Below are 18,853 nucleotides of genomic sequence, written 5' to 3'. Positions count from 1 at the left end.
GATGGAAATACTTCTCAAGTTTTTGGAAAAAAATGGGTTAGTTGTTGCGTTTTTGGTGGTTGGGTTAATGATTTTAGTGGCTGATACCGTATCCAAGCGATTGCTTAATAAAAAAGTGCCAACCCCAGCGGTGGCCATCGTTTTTGGGTTACTATTAGCGTATGTAGGAGGTACGATTTCGGGAGGAGAAAAGGGTATTGCCGACGTGAAACTCTTTTCGGGGATGGGTCAATTGGGTGGTTCCATGTTTCGCGACTTTGCGATTGTTTCCACGGCGTTTGGAGCAAGCATTTTGCTGATGCGTAAATCGGGGATAGTCGGAGCTATTTCGTTGATAATAGGAATTATCGTTGCGTTTTCCGTTGGGTTGAGTGTCGCGTGGGTCATGGGCTACCACGACGCCGTCAGCCTCACCACCATTGGGGCAGGTGCCTGTACGTATATCGTAGGCCCTGTGACGGGGGCTGCGATTGGAGCGAGTTCGGAAGTGATTGCGTTGAGCATCGCCACGGGCGTCGTAAAAGCGACAGTAGTAGCTATTGCCACCCCTTTGGTAGCTAAACGAATTGGCTTGGATAACCCTCATACCGCCATGGTTTTTGGGGGAATTATGGGAACAAACGCAGGTGTAATGGCTGGATTAGCCGCAACAGACCCCAAATTAGTGCCTTATGGCGCACTTACAGCTACTTTTTATACGGGACTTGGATGCTTACTGTGTCCTTCCGTTTTTTATCTCATCATAAGAACAATCGTATAGTTAATATGAAAGACGCATTTATCATAGATGCCATTCGTACCCCGATTGGTAGCTTTGGTGGCAGTTTGTCACCCGTAAGAGCCGATGATTTAGCGGCCTTGCCCATCATTGAATTGATAAAAAGAAACCCTTCGATTCCAACGGAGGTGATTGAAGATGTCATTTTGGGGTGTCACAATCAAGCAGGGGAGGACAATCGCAACGTAGCGCGAATGGCTTTGCTTCTTGCGGGACTTCCCTACACAATTCCAGGCGAAACCGTCAACCGACTGTGTTCGTCAGGAATGTCGGCGGTAGTGCACGCCAACCGCGCCATCAAAGCAGGTGACGGTGAGGTATTTATTGCGGGAGGAATGGAACACATGACGCGTGGGCCTTGGGTCATTTCAAAGACCTCAAAACCCTTTGGGAATGATGCACAAATGTTTGATTCGAGTTTTGGCTGGCGTTTTGTTAATCCCAAAATGCAAAAAATGTACGGAACCGATGCTATGGGCGTAACGGCCGAAAACTTGGCTGAAATGTACAACATTAGCCGTGAAGACCAAGATTTGTTTGCGTTGCGTTCTCAGCAAAAAGCAACAGCCGCACAGCAAAATGGGATTTTAGCGGAAGAAATCATTCCCGTTGAAATGACTGACCGCAAAGGCAATGTAACGGTTTTTGCCAAAGACGAATTTATCAAGCCAAACACTACTTTGGAAGGATTAGCCAAACTAAAACCTGCCTTCAAAAAAGAAGGTGGAACGGTCACGGCGGGTAATGCTTCGGGCTTAAATGACGGGGCAGCGGCCATGTTTATTGCGTCGGAAGAGGCTGTAAAAAGCTATAATCTCAGCCCCAAAGCGCGTATTGTGAGCTCGGCGGTGGTGGGAGTTGAGCCTCGAATTATGGGTATCGGCCCCGTAGGTGCTTCGCAAAAAGCCCTTCAAAAAGCAGGATTGACGCTCGATGACATGGCGGTCATTGAGTTTAATGAAGCGTTTTCGGCTCAATGTTTGGCCGTTTCGCGCAACCTCGGATTGGCCGATGACGACGCCCGGATCAATCCCAACGGAGGAGCCATTGCCCTTGGGCATCCGCTTGGTATGTCGGGGACGCGTATTGTACAAGCGGCAGTAAATCAGCTTGTTCGTACTAATCAGCGTTATGCCTTGGCTTCCATGTGCGTAGGCGTCGGCATGGGTTATGCCGTAGTGATTGAGCGGGTGTAGTGGGAGGAATGTGGGAAAATTGTTGAGTGGTTACGTGAATCTTTTGTAATTTTGTTTAAAACAGATAATAAAATGGAAAACCGAATCACGATTAATCCAGAAATTTGTCATGGCAAACCCACAATTAGAAATTCGAGGCTGTTGGTAAAAACAGTATTGGAACTCCTGGCGGGGGGAATGACATATGAGGAATTGTTGGCCGATTACCCTAATTTAGAAGTGGAAGACATTCATGCTTGTCTAAATTTTGCGGCTCAGATTGTTAATTTTCGCTCTGTATCGGTTGCGGCATGAAATTTTTGGTTGACGAGCAACTTCCTAAACTGCTGGCAGAGTGGATTAACACTAAAGGTTTTGACGCGATTCATGTAGCTACATTGGGTACTAACTCTTCGTTTTCGGATAAAGATATACGGGGGGTAAGTATGGCTGAAAAACGAATTGTAATTACGAAAGACGAGGATTTTTTTAATTCTTATATTTTTCAAAAAGAACCATATAAGTTGATATTTGTAACCACAGGTAATTGTAAAAATAAAGCTTTATTGGATTTGTTTCGTTCGCAATTTGAACATTTATGCCAATTGTTAGAAAATCATAATCTTGTAGAAGTCAATCAGGCGAGTGTAAAAATATGGTTTTAGCCTATTTGCTTTTACGAACAACCTGATTGATTCTGCACAAAATAAAGCGTATTTCGCCTAACCATTTTTTGACTAATTATTGGAAATTTGCACTATTCCAATAATTAGTCATTTTTGGTTTAATTAAACCTATGAGGTTTCTGATTCGGACGATTACAAAACCTCATAGGTTTACAACCCCCTCTCCATGACAAAAAAACAAGAACAAAACATCATTTTATTATTAGGAGCGCTGCAAGGAATTGGTCCATTCTCGACCGATATGTACTTGGCGGCTTTTCCTACCATTGCCCAAGAATTGAACGTAACCATCGCCGAAGTCGCTTATTCGATGAGTAGCTACTTCGTTGGAATTTGTTTGGGACAACTTCTCAATGGTCCGTTAGTTGACCGTTTTGGGCGTAAAAACCCATTATTGCTGATGTTAGGCGTTTATATCATAGCGAGTATTGGCTGTTCGATGGTCAATTCCGTTGAAGGATTAATTGTACTCCGCTTTTTTCAAGCCATTGGAGGAAGCATGGGAATGGTGGCCAATCGCGCCATTGTTCGGGACGTGTTTCCTGCCAACCGCTTGGCACAGGTCTTCTCTACCATGACGTTGGTGATGGGAATTGCCCCCATCATTGCGCCTTCGGTGGGTGGATTTGTCGTGGTTGGTATGGGTTGGCGGGCTATTTTCTGGGTATTGGCGGCATTTGCTAGTCTCATTTTGGTTTTGGTTTATTACTTTTTGCCCGAATCACGCGGAAAGGACCGAAGTGTATCACTGAAACCCAAAGCCGTTCTAACGGACTTTTATTCAATTTTACAAAACCGCGCGTTTTTAGGTTTCACCTTAGTGGCTGCCATGAACACGGCGGGAATCTTTGCCTTTATTGCCAATGCACCTTTTGTTTATATGAAATTGCTGGGGCTCAACGAACAGACCTTTGGCTGGGTATTTGGCCTTAATGCCGCTTCTTTTGTTGTTGGAAGCCAGCTTAATCGTTGGTTATTGAAATACCATTCCAGCGAAACCATTGCTAAAAGAGGCTTGCTGGTACAAGCGGTAATGGGCGTTGCTTTGGTGATAGTTGTCGCATTTTCGTACCTTTCGTTGGGTTCGTTGATGAGCCTAGTGGCCGTTTATACGTTCTGTTTAGGCATGATAGGAGCCAATGCGATGGCCTTGGCAATTCGCCCTTTTTCCAAAAATGTAGGTTCGGCCACGGCATTGTTGGGGAGTTTTCAAATGGGAGCGGGGGCGGTTGCCTCGGCTATTTGTAGCTATTTTGATGACGGTACAGCCATGCCTATGGTGAGTGTCATGGCAGGAGTGGCATTCATTGGCTTAGCTGGATTATGGTTTGGTTCTAATTATAGTCACCCATTCGACAAAAATGACGAAGCGGTTTTCGCGGGAGACCATTGATTTTTTATGTTTTTCAAAAATCAGACTGCCTTATTTTAAAGATTAATTCATGAAAATTATTATTATCGGCGGAGGAATTGGAGGACTTACCACCGCGCTTTGCTTGCACAAAGCAGGTTTTGATGTTAACGTTTTTGAATCGGTCAAAGAGGTAAAACCCCTTGGCGTCGGCATCAACACGCTGCCTCATTCGGTACGAGTACTCACTCACCTTGGTTTGCAAGAAACGATGGCAAAAAATGCCATTGAAACCACTGATTTGGTGTATTTCAATAAGTTTGGGCAGCAGTTCTGGACGGAGCCTCGTGGACGTTTTGCGGGCTATAAATGGCCTCAATTTTCTATTCACCGTGGTACGTTACAAATGCTTTTGTGGGAAGAAGCAAAACGGGTTCTCGGAGAAGATAAACTGATACCTAATCACCATTTGTCTCATTTTGAACAGGATGAAAACGAGGTAAGGGCGATTTTTACCAACCGTGAAACGGGAGAGATTATTCGCCAAGAAACGGGTGATGTTCTGATTGGTGCTGACGGTATCAACTCCGTTGTTCGTCAACAACTGTACCCCAGCGAAGGCCCGCCTGTTTATTCCGAAAACGTCCTTTACCGAGGTACGACTCGTATGAAACCATTTTTGAATGGCACGTCGATGGCGATGATTGGAAGTATGCAGCAAAAAATGGTCGTGTATCCCATTGACCCTACGCCCGACGAAAATGGAGATTTGCTTATCAATTGGGTGGGAAATTTGAAAGAAGGAAAGTCGAAACTCACCGCACGCGACTGGAACCGCGAAGCTGACAAAGCACGATTGGTGGAAATTTACAAAGATTGGACGTTTGATTGGCTAAATGTTCCTGCGATGATTAACGGTGCTAAAGCCGTGTATGAGTTTCCAATGAGCGACCGTAACCCGCTCGACCGCTGGACGTTTGGGCGTGTAACCCTTTTGGGCGATGCGGCCCACCCGATGTACCCAATTGGTTCAAACGGAGCATCGCAAGCGATTTTAGATGCTGATTATCTGATGGAATGTTTGCTCAAATTTGAAAATCCATTGGAGGCGTTAGAGGCTTATGACCAAGAACGAGTTCCTGCCGCCGCAAAAGTGGTGCTGCAAAACCGCGCCAAAGGCCCCGACCAAATTATGGATATGATGGAAGAGCGTTTTCCACAAGGGTTTACCCCCGATGAAGTCCCGCATGAGGAACTGGAGCAAGTCATGGATCACTATAAAAAAATAGCGGGTTTTGATGTTCAGACACTAAATCGGAAAGGATAATGGAACCGAAAAACTGTAAAACCGAGAAATTTAAAACTGAAAAAGTGAATGAATACAGGGCGGAATAGGACTTTGAACAAAAAATAAAGATGGAATTAGAATTTGCTTTTGAATTGAGGGTAGAGGTTGCCGATATACAATTTATGGGTGATACTCACCGTGGCAATCGTCGTATGATTCCTATCATGGGCGGAACGTTTGAGGGCCCTGCCATCAAAGGAAAGATTCAAGCAGGAGGATACGATTGGCAGGTAATTCGTACGGATGGGGTAGCGGAGTTGGATGCCCGTTATGTGCTTCAAACCGATGATGGGGCCTTAATTACGATTGTCAATCAAGGACTTCGACGAGGGCCTGCGGAGGTGATGAAACGTTTGTCGGAAGGAAAGGAAGTTGATCCGTCGGAGTATTATTTTCGCTCCATTCCCGTATTTGAAACCGCCGACCCCAAGTATGTATGGCTGTCTCAATCGGTGTTTGTAGCAACGGGAATTCGTAAGCCCGATAAAGTGCTGATTCAGGTCTATAAAATAAACTAACGCCATTCGTGGTTCGTTTAACAATCAATGGTATCGGTCTGACTACCGTCTGACCGTGAGCCAAGACAGGGTCAGACGATAGTCAGACCCAATTGTATCCATAAACAGATTAACTAAGACTAAACCATGATAAATAAAGTAATAAGTGGTGCGGCTGAGGCCGTGGCAGATATAAAAGACGGAGCGATATTAATGCTTGGAGGATTTGGCCTGTGCGGTATTCCCGAAAACTGCATTTCAGCATTGGTAGAGAAAGGAGTGAAAGAACTGACCTGCATTTCCAACAATGCGGGAGTTGATACCTTTGGAATTGGCTTGATGCTTCAGCAGCGACAGGTTAAAAAGATGATTTCGTCGTATGTTGGTGAAAATAAGGAATTTGAACGGCAATTGCTTTCAGGTGAGTTGGAAGTGGAACTGATTCCCCAAGGAACATTGGCCGAACGTGTACGGGCTGGGGGGGCAGGAATTCCTGCGTTTTTTACCCCCGCAGGTGTAGGCACCGAAGTAGCCGAAGGCAAAGAAGTACGAGAGTTTAACGGAAAAAAATACTTGCTTGAATCGTGGTTACGCGCCGATTTTTCGATTGTGAAGGCTTGGAAAGGAGATACTTCTGGGAATTTGGTCTTTAGGGGCACCGCTCGCAATTTCAACCCTATGATGGCCGCAGCGGGGAGTATTTGCATTGCCGAAGTGGAAGAGCTTGTTCCTGCGGGGGAACTTGACCCCAACGAAATTCACGTTCCAGGAATTTATGTGCAGCGGATTTTTGAAGGGAAAAATTACGAAAAACGGATAGAGCAACGGATCGTCAGTATTCCAACTTCTGAAAAGGAAGCTCTAACTCCCTCCCTACAGGGCGGTTCGCCGGTGCGAAGGGAAGGGGTGGGGTTAGACAAATTCGGCATCGCCAAACGCATCGCCAAAGAACTCCGCGATGGCTATTACGTCAATTTAGGCATTGGAATCCCCACGTTAGTTGCCAATTATATCCCCGAAGGCATCAACGTAGTGCTTCAATCCGAAAATGGTTTGTTGGGTATTGGCCCATTCCCGACCGAAGAAAACGTGGATGCAGACCTCATCAACGCAGGCAAACAAACCGTGACCATGCAAGCGGGTTCGTCGTTATTCAGTTCGGCGGAGAGTTTTGCCATGATTCGCGGCGAGCACGTGGACTTGACGATTTTGGGTGCCATGGAAGTGGCCGAAAACGGAGACATCGCCAACTGGAAAATTCCTGGTAAAATGGTAAAAGGGATGGGTGGCGCGATGGACTTGGTAGCTTCGGCCAAAAACATCATTGTAGCCATGCAGCACGTCAATAAAGCAGGAGAATCTAAATTGTTGAAACGCTGCACGTTGCCGCTGACGGGCATCGGCTGCGTCAAAAAAATTGTGACCGAACTCGGGGTTTTTGAAGTAGTGCCCGAGGGAGGCTTCAAACTGCTCGAAATAGCCCCTGGCATTACGGTCGAATACATTCAATCAGTCACGGAAGGCAAGCTAATTGTGGAAGGCGAAGTGCCTGTGATTGAGGTGTAGCGAGATTTTTATGCACGCACAGCGCAAAGCCGCAGAGGTTGGCGCTGTGACTTTGCGCTGTGCGATTAAAAAATTGAGTAAAAATTTGTGGATATTTGAAACCTAACTTGGAGTTGTTTTCATTATAGTGAAAATTAATTTACTTTTACAGTAAAGTTTTATTATAATGAAAGTACTTAGACGAGAAAAATACCTCCAGCAAATTAGACCTTATATCAATAAGCCGCTTATAAAGGTGCTGTTAGGTCAGCGGCGGGTAGGGAAGAGTTTTTTGCTACAAATGATTGCCGACGAACTTTCGGCAAGTGGTGTGCAGGTGATTTATATTGACAAAGAAAACTATGAATTTGATGCCATTATTGACTACCGATCCCTCAACGATTACATCATAGCCAACACAACTCAATCAAACGTAGCTATTATTATTGATGAGGTGCAAGAGATAAAAGATTTTGAGAAATCGCTACGTAATTTTTACAAAAGACCCAATGTTGATATTTATGTCACAGGAAGTAATGCTAATCTGCTTTCGAGCGAATTGGCTACCCTACTCAGTGGTCGCCTTATTGAAATAGAAGTGTTTCCGTTGGACTATCGAGAGTTTTTAGAACTCAATGAAGCCGAAAACAATGAAATTAATTTTGAGAAATTCTTACAATTTGGGGGATTGGCAGGTCTTTCAATACTACCAGAAGATAGCAGAATAAAGCGTGAATACTTACAAAATATCTATAATTCGATTTTGTACAGAGACATCATCAAACGTAATCAAATACGAAATGTGGCTTTTTTGGAAAACTTGGTCAACTACATTGCCGACAACGTAGGGAGTCAACTTTCTGCAAAAAAAATCAGTGACTATCTCAAATCACAGCAAATACAAATATCCATCAATACGGTAATTGATTATCTCAAATTTTTGGTAGATGCGTTTATTGTACGTAAAGTAAAAAGACAAGATATAAATGGTAAACGAATCTTTGAAGTGGGCGAAAAGTACTACTTTGAGGATATCGGTATCCGAAACAATATTGTTGGTTTCTCCCCAAAAGATATTCAAAAGGTGTATGAAAATGTAGTGTTTAATCACTTAAAATCAAGTGGTTATGACGTAAAAACAGGGGCCTGGACCGATAAAGAAATAGATTTTATCGCCACTAAAAATCAGGAAATAAGTTATTTTCAAGTTGCGTACTTACTCCACGAACAAGCTACTATTGACCGAGAATTTGGTAACCTACTGCTTATCAATGATAACTACCCAAAATACGTTATTAGTCAAAATAGCTTTGCTACGACCAATACCTACAAAGGGATTCATCACCTCACGTTGCGGCAGTTTTTATTTGACTTTAGCTAACTTTAATTCAACCCTCGATACTCCACAGGACTTACCCCCACTTTTTGCTTAAAAAATCGGGTAAAATGCTGCGGATATTTGAAACCCAACTCGTAGGCTATTTCGCTCACCGATTTGCTGTTGTCGAAGATGCGTTCTTTGGCTAAATCTATCAAGCGAAGCTGTATGTATTCTAAAGCTGTTTTACCTGTTTGTTTTTTTACCAAATCACCAAAATAATTGGCAGAGAGATGTAATTCATTGGCAAAGTATGCCACCGAAGGTAAGCCGTTGAATTTTAGTTCTTCACCTTGAAAATATTCATTTAGTTTTTGCTCAAATTGTTCGATAATTCCGTGATTTACGTGTTCCCGCGTGATGAATTGGCGGTCGTAGAAACGGCTACAATATTTCAATAACAATTCAATGTTGGCCACGATGAGTTTTTTGCTGTGGGCATCCATATTTTGCTTGATTTCCAATTCAATATTTGCAAAACAAATATCCACCAAGTTTCTTTCTTTCTCCGAAACGTGCAGTGCTTCGTAAGAATCGTAGTTAAAAAAGGTGTATTCGTGAATTTGCTTGCCTAAGCTCGTTCCTTTGATTAAATCGGGATGAAAAATAAGGGCAAGGCCATAGGGTTGATGCCATTCGCCTTCGGGTTCGGAGGTAGTAATTTGCCCTGGAGCAAAAAAAATAATGCTTCCTTCGTCATAATCATAGTACCTCAAGCCATATCGTAAGTCGCCACATTTGCTGTCTTTGATGATGATGGCATAGAAATCCATTCGAAATTTGTCTCGCTTCAAAGGGTTGCCTTTGCTCAAATCCAGCACACTGATGAGCGGGTGTAAAGTAGGGTGATTGAAGGTTTCATTATAGGTTTTTATGCTATCATAAATAATCATCGGCTTGGTATTTTTTTACCAAATCTACATCCTTAAATGTTGAATTGGAATACCATCGGTAAAATTGGTAGGTAAAACAGTGAAATGTATAAAAGTTATCCTAAATGCTCACGCTAACTTTGCAAAAAATAAATAAATACCTGTCAATGAATTGTTTAACGAATTTTCTTTTTCTGTTTCTATTTATTTTAACCTCTTTACTTAGCATCGGACAAACGCCCGATAGCACTAACAAGACCGCTACTTTTTCGGGATCGGTGGGTTTAACCAACAATGGGTTTTCTATTATACCTTCGTTTTCGCTGAATAGCCCAGCCATTGTAAGTACGTTATCGTTTCGCAAAAAAAGATTTAGTTTCGACCCTGACATTCGGGTGGCTTTGGATGCCAAAAATGGCGGTTTTCTCTGGTGGTTTCGCTATAAATTGATTGACCAGAAAAAGTTTGGTTTTAGGGTAGGAACACATCCCGCTTTTACGCTTATAAAACGACTAGACACCGAAAACGGCAAAACTACCGAAATAACCGAAATGCTACGATTTCTTGCGTTTGAGGTTGTGCCGAGTTACCAAATCACGCCCCACGTTGGGGTAAGTGCTACGTATTTACAAGGAAACGCTTTACAAAAGCATGGGCCACAGCTCACGAGGGTATTGTTTCTGAATACCAGTTTTACTAATCTCAAATTGAGCCAGAACTTTCGATTAAACCTATTCCCTACCATCTTTTTCTTGCATACCGATGGCTATCGAGGTGATTACTTTACCCTCACGGTAAGTGTGTCGAACCAAAAGTCGCCTATTAGTTTACAATCTACCATCAACCAAACATTCAAATCAAATGTCCCAGGTAATAAGGATTTTATGTGGAACGTAACGTTGAATTATAATTTCAAGAGAATCATCAAACGAAACTGAACTCTATGATAAAATTTAATCCTTTCTTGTTATTGACAATGAGCCTATTGTTGGCCTTTTGTCAAAAAGAAAATCAATCTACAATCAGCCCCTCAATTGAGTTGAATATGAAGAATAAAATCAATGTAAAAATCGGTAATAAAACCTTCACGGCAACCCTTGCAGATAATGCCACGTCCAAGGCTTTTGTTGCTCAATTGCCGTTGGCTATTAATATGTTAGAGTTGAATAATAACGAAAAATACGCCGATTTGCCAACGACCTTGCCAACCAACGCCTCTGTTCCGTCGAGTATTCAGGTAGGTGATTTGATGCTGTACGGTTCTCGCACATTAGTGTTGTTCTACAAAGGATTTTCTACCTCCTACAGTTACACCAAAATCGGTAAAATTGATGATATAACAGGACTCCAAGCGGCACTTGGAGCGGGGGAGGTGAAGGTGAGTTTTGAGGTGAAGGAATGATTGAAATCGTATAATTTCCCTCCTTTCTAATCACTAAATCAAACAAGCTCGTCGTTACTATCGTTACTATACCAAAACATGATTCTGGTTTTACTTTAAAATTAACGAACATGAAAAACACCACACCACTCGCTATCATTGTTATAACTCTCAGTTTATTAGCTGCTTGTGCCGAAAAACAAAGTAATGACGGAAGCACTACGACTGTACCCGAGCCCGAACTTCCCGTCGCTTCGCAACCCGTTGAAACCAATCCTGCCAATACGAGCTATCAACCCGCTTTTTTGGGACAAACTCGGGTTGGAGGAGTGAAAACCACTACGCCTTATAAAGCTACCCTTCTGACGTCTTCGCTTAGTGCGCCTTGGGGCATTATTCCGCTGCCCGATGGACGATTGTTGGTCACCGAAAAATCGGGAAGAATGCGAATCGTTACGGCTTCGGGAACGGTCAGCGCGCCTATCACGGGTATTCCAGCCGTCAACGCAGGCGGGCAGGGGGGCTTGCTTGGGGTATGCGTTTCGCCGTCGTTTGCCACCGACCGAATGGTTTATTGGGTATTCTCGGAAAATGTAACGGGGGGAACTGTCACCGCTGTGGCAAAAGGAAAATTAGCAGCGGGCGAGACGGCCATCGAAAATGCAACCATCATTTACCGAGCAAATCCTGCGGCAAACAGTACCTTGCATTATGGTGGCCGCATTTTGTTTGATAAAACGGGACATTTACTAGTCAGTACGGGCGAACGCTCTAACTTAGCTACCCGTCCGCTGTCGCAATCGGTTTCGGGGGCGTTGGGGAAAATCGTTCGCATCACAACCGATGGTGCAGCTGCCTCGGGCAATCCAACATTTAACGGAACAGGGGCTTTGCCTGAACTATTTAGCATTGGTCACCGAAATCCGCAAGGCATTGCGCTGCATCCAACGACGGGAGAGTTGTGGCAAAGCGAACATGGACCACGGGGCGGGGATGAAATTAATCGAGTGCTGCCAGGAGCAAATTACGGTTGGCCTACCATTACGTATGGTATCGAATACGGTGGACAAACCATTGGTTCGGGCATTCAACAACAGAATGGAATGGAACAGCCCGTTTATTATTGGGATCCTGTTATATCTCCCAGCGGCATGACTTTCTACCAAGGCAATCGCATTCCCGAATGGCAAAACAGCCTTTTTGTAGGTGCGTTGAGTGGTCAACACATTGCCAGACTGGTCATTGCCAACAATAAAGTCACGGGAGAAGAGCGGCTTCTTACTTCTGAAGGACAACGGTTTCGGGACCTTACCCAAGGAACGGATGGTGCGCTTTATGCGATTACCGACGGGGGAAGAATGTATAAAATTGACAAAGAATGATAGAATATCATCGTTGTTTACTTAAAAATCAGTCTAAAACTCCCCCTTCTACAACACCTTCAATTTGCTATTTTGGTACGCCGCCATCATAGCCGCATCGGCGGGAAGTTCGGTGATGAGGTAGTCAATTTCGTCCAAATCGGCGATTTTCATCTTCATTACCGAATTTAATTTTTCTGAAATTGCCAAAATCGCCACCTTGTCAGAGGCTTTCATCATGGCTTTCTTCACCTGTACGGTTTCCCAGTCAGAATCCGTTAAACCCGTTTGTACATCAATGGCGTTGGTACCAATAATACACAGGTCGGCTTTCATCTCCGAAAGTCGGTGATGTACTTCACCACCAACTGACATCTGGCTGTAGCGCGACAATTGACCTCCAATCAGGATAATTTCAAGGTTAGGTTTGTCCAGCAACTCCACAGCAGTGAGCGGGTTAACCGTCATGAACGTTGCCGAAAAATCATCGGGAATGAGCTTGACAAATTCGCGGATGGTGGTTCCGCCGCCAATGATGACCAACATTCCTTCCTTCAGTAAATTGAGCGTTTTGCGGCCAATAATTTCCTTCTGAGAATGTGCGTAGGTCTCTTTGAGATTGGAGGTATGGTGGTAAGCCTTGGACATGGCGCCTCCCCGAATCTTAATAATTTCTCCCTCTTCCGAAAGCTCATTTATGTCTCTTCTAACAGTATCCTCTGAGACATTGAGTTTATCCACTAACTCATTTAACGAAATACGCGTATGGACGTTGATTTCTTTTAAAATCAGGTCCTTCCGCTCTTTTTTAAGCAGATTGACAGGCATTTTATTGCAAAAAATTAACAAACGATTGTACGATACAAAGATAGGCAAAATTCTAAATGGCTACTAAAGCTTTAACTAGAATATTGCAAAAACAGCAAAAATAGTAAGTAAAAATACGCACTATGCGGGATTTGGTAAAATTTAATTGCAAATTTTGCGGTAAATAAATAATAATCTTTTAACATTGTGCAAATATTGCGAATATTTAACGCTATTACTACTAACACCTTGTTCTTATCAAACTGTTTTAACTCTATATGAAAAAAAATCGACTTATGAAGCAAAATCAACGCTATCTGTGGCTTTCGCTGGCAGGGTGCTTGACTTTTAGCCCTTTTGTCCCTTCCGATGCACATGGGAGTGGAAAGGTAAATTTGCAAAATGCTGCAAAATTTGCGGCTATTGGTGAGCTAAAGGGGACTGTAGTGTCCGCAAAAGACGCAACGCCCGTGGTGGGTGCTTCGGTAATTGTGAAAGGAAATCAGCGAATTGGTACAAGTACCGATGCAGAGGGTAACTTTAAATTAACCCTTCCCGAAGCACTAAATACCACAAACGTAACTATTGTGGTGAGTTTTATTGGTTATGAACCCTACGAACTAACCCTTAGCCCTTCGCAAACGTCTGTTACAGTGCAACTTAAAGAAAGTGCGCAAGAACTTGCGGAAGTGGTTGTCACTGCCCTTGGTATTAAAAAGGATAAAAAAGCGGTGTCGTATTCGGTCACCGAGATTGCGGGGACGGGTTTTACGCAAGCGCGCGAAAACAACGTTGCCAATGCCCTGACGGGAAAAATTGCGGGGGTCAATGCCACAGGTTTATCGACGGGGCCAGGCGGATCTAGTCGTGTCGTAATTCGTGGAAATGGTTCATTGACAGGAAATAGCCAACCTTTGTACGTAATCAACGGGATGCCGATTGATAACAGTGTGCCGGGTGGAAGCTCGTTGGTCAATGGCTTGGGGACAAAAGCAGGTACTGACCGTGGGGATGGGATTGCCGCCATCAATCCCGACGATATTGAGTCGATGACGGTGCTCAAAGGCGGCGCTGCGGCGGCACTGTACGGTTCTCGGGGAGCCAATGGGGTTATCTTGATTACCACCAAAAAAGGGAAATCTCAAAAGGGAGTTGGGGTAGAGTATAACGGTACTTTTACGATGGAAAACGTATCGGTATTCCCTGATTTTCAGTACGAATACGGCCAAGGCGACGGTGGCGTAAAACCTACCACACTCGCTCAGGCACAGGCTACGGGTCGTCGTTCGTTTGGGTCAAAAATTGATGGTTCTACCGATTATGTAGCCGCCGACGGAAAAACGCACCCGTACGTTGCCCAAAAAAATAACTTGAAAAATTTCTACCAAACGGGCATTAACCTCACCAACTCCATTGCGCTGTCGGGTGGAAACGATGCAGTCGTGTATCGTTTATCTGTGTCTGATTTGGATGCTAAAAGCGTGTTGCCGTCCAACACGTATAACCGCAAATCGGCCAACTTGAGCGTCTCTGCCAATTTAAGTAGTCGCCTTCGCGCTGAGGCTGTGATGCAGTATAATCGTGAACAGGGACACAACCGCCCGATTGCGGGAGATGCCCTCGGAAACCCCAACTGGATGGCTTATGAAGTAGCCAATACGGTGGACGTTCGCTGGCTGAATCCAGGTCATGATGCCAACGGAAACGAAATTTTCTGGAATGACGCAGGAATTGTGACCAACGGGTATTTCTTTATCAATAAGTTCAAACAGACCGATACCAAAGACCGATTTATTGGGCAAGCGTCGGTGTCGTACGACCTCTTAAAAAACCTCACGCTGAAGGCAACGACTACGCGCGATTTTTACAATTATAATTTCACGAGTATCATGCCAACGGGCGGACAGTACATTCCGCAAGGGCAGTACGACGGCATCAAGTCGGATGTATCCGAGACCAACAGCATGGTTACGGCATCGTATAATACCCGTTTTGGGGAGTCGATTGGTTTGTCGGCGTTGGCGGGGGCCAATACGCGCCAATTTGAAAACAACCAGTTTGATTTCTTTGGCCAAGGTTATACCATTCCGTATTTCTACAGTTATTCAAACTTAGCAACGTCCATTGCTACACCTGTTGCCAGTAAAATTAAGACCAATTCGGTGTTTGGGTCGGTGGATTTGGATTTGAAAAATAGCTGGTTTGTGACATTGTCGGGTCGTCAAGACTGGTTTTCGACTTTGAGTCCAAAAAATAACCGTATTTTTTACCCAAGCGTTGGGACAAGTTTGATGCTTTCAGATATTGTTAAAATGCCCGATGCCGTGGATTTCTTAAAATTGCGGGCTTCGTGGGCGCAAGTAGGTGGTGGAGGTCCTGATCCTTACGCTATCAACCTTGCCTATAGTAGCGTGCCAAGTGCCAGTTCGGTGCCCTTGCAAAATGTAAGCTCCAATTCTATCACCAATGCCGAGCTTAAACCGTTTACTTCTACCACGACTGAGTTTGGTTTTACAACGCGTTTGTTTGGCGGACGAATCAACATCGACGCGGCTGTTTACAACAAAAAATCAACCAACGACATCGTAAGTGTCCCTATTTCAGGGGCTTCGGGTTATACGAGTGCGATTTTGAACTCAGGAGAGTTGAGCAACAAAGGGATTGAGTTGTTGATTGAAGGAACTCCGATCAAATCAGCCAACTTTTCGTGGAATACAAGCTTCAATTTTGCCTATAACAAAAGTGAAGTCTTAAAACTGGCCGACGGAATTTCGACCTTCTCCATTGGAAACTCAGCCAACGGTAATGCGTTTATCAACAACCAAGTAGGAATGCCTTTTGGCGGAATTTATGGATACCGCATGAAGAAGGATGCGGCAGGGAACATCATTTACGATACCAACTCAAACCTTCCGTTGCAAACCGACAACAACCAGTACTTAGGAAATGGCGTACATCCTTATACGATGGGCTTGACCAATACCTTTAAGTATAAAAACTTTACGTTCGATGCCTTGGTGGACGGAAAATTTGGCGGTAGTATTTTCTCCGTGATGGAGGTGTATGCTACGCGTTTGGGTTTGATGAAATCTACCTTGCCAGGACGAGAAAATGGATTGGCTTTGAAAGGGGTAACGGCCAAAGGCGATGCGTATGCCCACACCGTTCCTGTGGCTAACTTACGCAGTGCTTACTACAACAACTTGAACCGTTATACGGAGCTATTTGTCCACGACGCAAGTTTTGTTAAGCTACGCCAAATCATCGTTTCGTACAACTTACCTGCGGGGCTACTGAAAGCAGTAGGCGTAAAATCGGCAAGTGTGTCGTTGGTGGGCCGTAATTTGTTGATTCTCTTTAAGAAGACTGACAACTTTGACCCAGAACAAGGACTGACCAACGGTTCTGCTCAAGGAATTGAGTCGATTGGCTTGCCGCGTACACGCTCGTACGGGATTAACTTGAACCTGAAATTTTAACCCAAGTACAAGAAAATGAAACAGTTATTGTCAAGATATAAACTCCCCATTTTCGCATTGAGTAGCATGGTTCTCCTTGCTTCGTGCGATAAAGATTTTGTCGAAATCAACACTAACCCCAATGCGGTTTCGGTGCCGACGACCCCTTACATTTTTAGCAAAGCTATCTACGACGGAGCTGCCAACAGCGGAAACAAAGGCAGTTTGTTGTTTGGATTGATGCAATACACCACCAGCTACAACGACGTGGAAGGCTTTGGTTCAAAATACACCGCTTCGCAAGTAAATGCCACGGGTGGTGTTTTTAGTAATTCTTACCCTACTCAAATCAACCAAATCGGTGAGGTCATCAAGGCAGTAAAAGATGACCCCACCAAGGTAAATCTTTATGCCGCAGCGCGTATTTGGCGCGTGTTTTGTTACAGTCGCCTGACTGATTTGTATGGCGATATTCCGTACTCGGAAGCAGCACAGGGCTACAACCTTTCGATATTCCAGCCCAAATACGACGCTCAAAGTGCGATTTATGCCGATATGTTGAAAGAGTTGGAAACGGCAGCCAATTCATTTGATGCTTCAAACACCACAACCTTCGGTAATTCAGATTTGATTTATCAAGGCAATAGTACGAAATGGAAAAAGTTTGCGTATTCGCTCATGTTACGTTTGGGAATGCGTTTGTCGAAAGTGGACGCGGCTGCCTCGCAGAGCTGGGTGACAAAAGCCATCGCGGGTGGAGTGATTCGTGACTATGCCGACATTGCCAAAGTGAGTTACTTGGCTTCGGGTCAAAATATCAACAAAAATCCAATCGCGTGGCAATTGCTGAACGACAACTACCTCCGTGCCGATGGAACAAACAACACCGAAGGCGGAAAATACCAAGATGTATTTATTAACTCCTTGAAAACCAATAAAGATCCGCGTCTAGGCGTGTTGTCGGTGGTATATGTCAATGGAGCTGCCAGTTCGGATGAGAGCATTCAAAAAGGACTACCTGCCACCATCAACGGAACCAAGCCTTCCGATTTTATAACGTATTCTGAACCGAAGCAAACGACGGTGTTGAAAGTAGATGCGCCTTTGTTGTTGTTTACCGTCGCAGAGTCTAACTTTTTGTTGGCGGAGGCAGCTATCAAAGGTTGGTATAAAACCGAAACGGCTGCTGCTCTATACGAGACAGGTATTCGTGCCGCCATGCAGCAGTGGGATTTAATCAGTGGTGTCACCAACGTCATCGACAAAGCCCGCATTGACAGCTATATCACGGCTCATGCGTTGAAAACATCGGGAACGGTGGCCGAACAAACTGAGCAAATTTATTACCAGTTTTGGGCGGGTATTTTCCCCGATGCTCAGGAGGTTTACAACAACTACCGTCGCACGGGCTACCCTGCGTTGGTACCAAACGTATATCCAGGAAATGCCACGGGGGGTAAGATTTTCCGTCGATTCTTGTACCCAGTTTTAGAACAAACACTAAACATAGCTTCGTACAATGAGGCCGTTCAACGCCAAGGAGCGGACGATTTGTTGACGCGCGTTTGGTGGGATAAACAGTAATTCAAAAAAGTAATCAACAACATGACAGTGATTGAAACATTGAGCCCCGAAGAGGCGTTTGCAGCCCTCGAATTATCGTTACCACCAGCACCCGCACCGCTGGGCGTCTATAAGCCTTATTTGATTGATGGAAAGTACTTGTTTCTCTCGGGACACGGGCCAGTACAAGACGATAAAAGCTTGATAATCGGGCGGGTAGGTGAGGAGTTAGACATGGAACAAGCCAAATTAGCCGCCCGTCAAGTGGGGCTCACCATGCTTTCAACCATCAAAACGCACGTGGGTTCATTGAACCGTGTAAAACGGGTAATGAAAGTATTGGGAATGGTGAACTGCACGTCCGATTTTTTGCGCCATCCGTACGTCATCAATGGATGCAGTGAGTTATTTGCCCAAGTGTGGGGCACCGAACACGGCATTGGTGTAAGGAGCGCGGTTGGAATGGGCACGTTACCCGACAACATTCCCGTAGAAATTGAAGCAATGTTTGAATTATACGAATAACCGACAAGCCAAACGCCTTCACGTAACCCCGATTTATTTCCCTTGTAGGAGCTTGTCTCTTGCAAGGGATTTTTTTTAATTTTTTGATGAGCAAAAAATTACGTACTTTTTCATACCTAAACTCTATT

Annotated in this window: 17 protein-coding genes and 1 pseudogene; 16 read left to right on the top strand and 2 right to left on the bottom strand. The window is 44.4% G+C overall.

What is annotated here, in order from left to right:
* Window position 1 precedes the first annotated feature (1 nt).
* The 10 genes and pseudogenes from madM to AC23N5_RS10865 all read left to right on the top strand — a co-directional run bounded on the left by madM (window position 2) and on the right by AC23N5_RS10865 (window position 8,761).
* Window positions 2-760, top strand: a complete 759-nt coding sequence (gene madM / locus AC23N5_RS10910) for a malonate transporter subunit MadM (RefSeq protein ID WP_487755591.1) — start codon at window positions 2-4, stop codon at window positions 758-760.
* A 5-nt stretch (window positions 761-765) separates the two neighbouring features.
* Entirely contained in the window at window positions 766-1,974 is a 1,209-nt protein-coding gene (gene pcaF, locus AC23N5_RS10905) for a 3-oxoadipyl-CoA thiolase (protein WP_183972276.1), read from the top strand.
* A gap of 72 nt (window positions 1,975-2,046) precedes the next feature.
* Window positions 2,047-2,268 (top strand): DUF433 domain-containing protein, encoded by a 222-nt coding sequence (locus AC23N5_RS10900; RefSeq protein ID WP_487755590.1) that lies wholly within the window; start codon window positions 2,047-2,049, stop codon window positions 2,266-2,268.
* A complete protein-coding gene (locus AC23N5_RS10895; RefSeq protein WP_487755589.1) occupies window positions 2,265-2,618 on the top strand; it encodes a DUF5615 family PIN-like protein in 354 nt (117 codons plus the stop codon). Before AC23N5_RS10900 ends, AC23N5_RS10895 begins: the two co-directional genes overlap by 4 nt.
* Window positions 2,619-2,805: 187 nt before the next feature.
* Complete coding sequence (locus tag AC23N5_RS10890; protein WP_487755588.1) at window positions 2,806-4,032, top strand: multidrug effflux MFS transporter; 1,227 nt, start codon at window positions 2,806-2,808, stop codon at window positions 4,030-4,032.
* A gap of 49 nt (window positions 4,033-4,081) precedes the next feature.
* Complete coding sequence (locus AC23N5_RS10885) at window positions 4,082-5,317, top strand: flavin-dependent oxidoreductase (protein ID WP_487755587.1); 1,236 nt, start codon at window positions 4,082-4,084, stop codon at window positions 5,315-5,317.
* Window positions 5,318-5,406: 89 nt separating this feature from the next.
* On the top strand, window positions 5,407-5,856 hold the full coding sequence (locus tag AC23N5_RS10880; protein WP_487755586.1) for a DUF3237 domain-containing protein: 450 nt from the start codon (window positions 5,407-5,409) through the stop codon (window positions 5,854-5,856).
* A gap of 126 nt (window positions 5,857-5,982) precedes the next feature.
* Window positions 5,983-6,669: pseudogene (locus AC23N5_RS10875) on the top strand (CoA transferase subunit A); the annotation flags it as partial.
* 57 nt (window positions 6,670-6,726) lie between these two features.
* Window positions 6,727-7,401 (top strand): 3-oxoacid CoA-transferase subunit B, encoded by a 675-nt coding sequence (locus AC23N5_RS10870; RefSeq protein ID WP_487755648.1) that lies wholly within the window; start codon window positions 6,727-6,729, stop codon window positions 7,399-7,401.
* A gap of 166 nt (window positions 7,402-7,567) precedes the next feature.
* Complete coding sequence (locus tag AC23N5_RS10865) at window positions 7,568-8,761, top strand: ATP-binding protein (RefSeq protein WP_183972283.1); 1,194 nt, start codon at window positions 7,568-7,570, stop codon at window positions 8,759-8,761.
* 2 nt (window positions 8,762-8,763) lie between these two features.
* Here AC23N5_RS10865 and AC23N5_RS10860 read toward each other — a convergent pair whose 3' ends face one another.
* Entirely contained in the window at window positions 8,764-9,651 is an 888-nt protein-coding gene (locus tag AC23N5_RS10860) for a helix-turn-helix domain-containing protein (RefSeq protein ID WP_487755585.1), read from the bottom strand.
* 146 nt (window positions 9,652-9,797) lie between these two features.
* Here AC23N5_RS10860 and AC23N5_RS10855 point away from each other — a divergent pair, with 146 nt between their 5' ends.
* From AC23N5_RS10855 to AC23N5_RS10845, 3 genes are all read left to right on the top strand, one after another.
* The gene (locus tag AC23N5_RS10855; protein ID WP_487755584.1) at window positions 9,798-10,568 is read left to right on the top strand and encodes a hypothetical protein; all 771 of its coding nucleotides are present in this window, start codon (window positions 9,798-9,800) and stop codon (window positions 10,566-10,568) included.
* Window positions 10,569-10,675: 107 nt separating this feature from the next.
* The gene (locus AC23N5_RS10850; RefSeq protein ID WP_487755583.1) at window positions 10,676-11,032 is read left to right on the top strand and encodes a cyclophilin-like fold protein; all 357 of its coding nucleotides are present in this window, start codon (window positions 10,676-10,678) and stop codon (window positions 11,030-11,032) included.
* Window positions 11,033-11,142: 110 nt separating this feature from the next.
* Window positions 11,143-12,393 (top strand): PQQ-dependent sugar dehydrogenase, encoded by a 1,251-nt coding sequence (locus AC23N5_RS10845; protein WP_487755582.1) that lies wholly within the window; start codon window positions 11,143-11,145, stop codon window positions 12,391-12,393.
* 48 nt (window positions 12,394-12,441) lie between these two features.
* Here AC23N5_RS10845 and AC23N5_RS10840 read toward each other — a convergent pair whose 3' ends face one another.
* Window positions 12,442-13,200, bottom strand: a complete 759-nt coding sequence (locus AC23N5_RS10840) for a DeoR/GlpR family DNA-binding transcription regulator (protein WP_122930760.1) — start codon at window positions 13,198-13,200, stop codon at window positions 12,442-12,444.
* Window positions 13,201-13,457: 257 nt separating this feature from the next.
* Here AC23N5_RS10840 and AC23N5_RS10835 point away from each other — a divergent pair, with 257 nt between their 5' ends.
* From AC23N5_RS10835 to AC23N5_RS10825, 3 genes are read left to right on the top strand one after another with little or no spacing between them, the layout of a single operon-like run.
* Window positions 13,458-16,658: a SusC/RagA family TonB-linked outer membrane protein gene (locus AC23N5_RS10835; RefSeq protein ID WP_487755581.1), complete on the top strand. Its 3,201-nt coding sequence runs from the start codon at window positions 13,458-13,460 to the stop codon at window positions 16,656-16,658.
* Between the two features lie 15 nt (window positions 16,659-16,673).
* Window positions 16,674-18,221, top strand: coding sequence for a SusD/RagB family nutrient-binding outer membrane lipoprotein (locus tag AC23N5_RS10830; protein ID WP_487755580.1), 1,548 nt, complete (start codon window positions 16,674-16,676; stop codon window positions 18,219-18,221).
* A gap of 21 nt (window positions 18,222-18,242) precedes the next feature.
* On the top strand, window positions 18,243-18,725 hold the full coding sequence (locus AC23N5_RS10825; protein ID WP_122930757.1) for a RidA family protein: 483 nt from the start codon (window positions 18,243-18,245) through the stop codon (window positions 18,723-18,725).
* The last annotated feature ends 128 nt before the right edge of the window (window positions 18,726-18,853 follow it).

This window comes from Runella sp. R5_40, from assembly GCF_057652295.1.
The sequence above is the reverse complement of the archived record's forward strand: the minus strand, read 5'-3'. Positions and strand labels throughout refer to the sequence as shown.

Bases quoted from the DNA above. Each gene is read 5' to 3' on its own strand.
- madM (WP_487755591.1), top strand. From the start codon at position 2: ATGGAAATACTTCTCAAGTTTTTGGAAAAAAATGGGTTAGTTGTTGCG.
- pcaF (WP_183972276.1), top strand. From the start codon at position 766: ATGAAAGACGCATTTATCATAGATGCCATTCGTACCCCGATTGGTAGC.
- AC23N5_RS10900 (WP_487755590.1), top strand. From the start codon at position 2,047: ATGGAAAACCGAATCACGATTAATCCAGAAATTTGTCATGGCAAACCC.
- AC23N5_RS10895 (WP_487755589.1), top strand. From the start codon at position 2,265: ATGAAATTTTTGGTTGACGAGCAACTTCCTAAACTGCTGGCAGAGTGG.
- AC23N5_RS10890 (WP_487755588.1), top strand. From the start codon at position 2,806: ATGACAAAAAAACAAGAACAAAACATCATTTTATTATTAGGAGCGCTG.
- AC23N5_RS10885 (WP_487755587.1), top strand. From the start codon at position 4,082: ATGAAAATTATTATTATCGGCGGAGGAATTGGAGGACTTACCACCGCG.
- AC23N5_RS10880 (WP_487755586.1), top strand. From the start codon at position 5,407: ATGGAATTAGAATTTGCTTTTGAATTGAGGGTAGAGGTTGCCGATATA.
- AC23N5_RS10865 (WP_183972283.1), top strand. From the start codon at position 7,568: ATGAAAGTACTTAGACGAGAAAAATACCTCCAGCAAATTAGACCTTAT.
- AC23N5_RS10860 (WP_487755585.1), bottom strand. From the start codon at position 9,651: ATGATTATTTATGATAGCATAAAAACCTATAATGAAACCTTCAATCAC.
- AC23N5_RS10855 (WP_487755584.1), top strand. From the start codon at position 9,798: ATGAATTGTTTAACGAATTTTCTTTTTCTGTTTCTATTTATTTTAACC.
- AC23N5_RS10850 (WP_487755583.1), top strand. From the start codon at position 10,676: ATGAAGAATAAAATCAATGTAAAAATCGGTAATAAAACCTTCACGGCA.
- AC23N5_RS10845 (WP_487755582.1), top strand. From the start codon at position 11,143: ATGAAAAACACCACACCACTCGCTATCATTGTTATAACTCTCAGTTTA.
- AC23N5_RS10840 (WP_122930760.1), bottom strand. From the start codon at position 13,200: ATGCCTGTCAATCTGCTTAAAAAAGAGCGGAAGGACCTGATTTTAAAA.
- AC23N5_RS10835 (WP_487755581.1), top strand. From the start codon at position 13,458: ATGAAAAAAAATCGACTTATGAAGCAAAATCAACGCTATCTGTGGCTT.
- AC23N5_RS10830 (WP_487755580.1), top strand. From the start codon at position 16,674: ATGAAACAGTTATTGTCAAGATATAAACTCCCCATTTTCGCATTGAGT.
- AC23N5_RS10825 (WP_122930757.1), top strand. From the start codon at position 18,243: ATGACAGTGATTGAAACATTGAGCCCCGAAGAGGCGTTTGCAGCCCTC.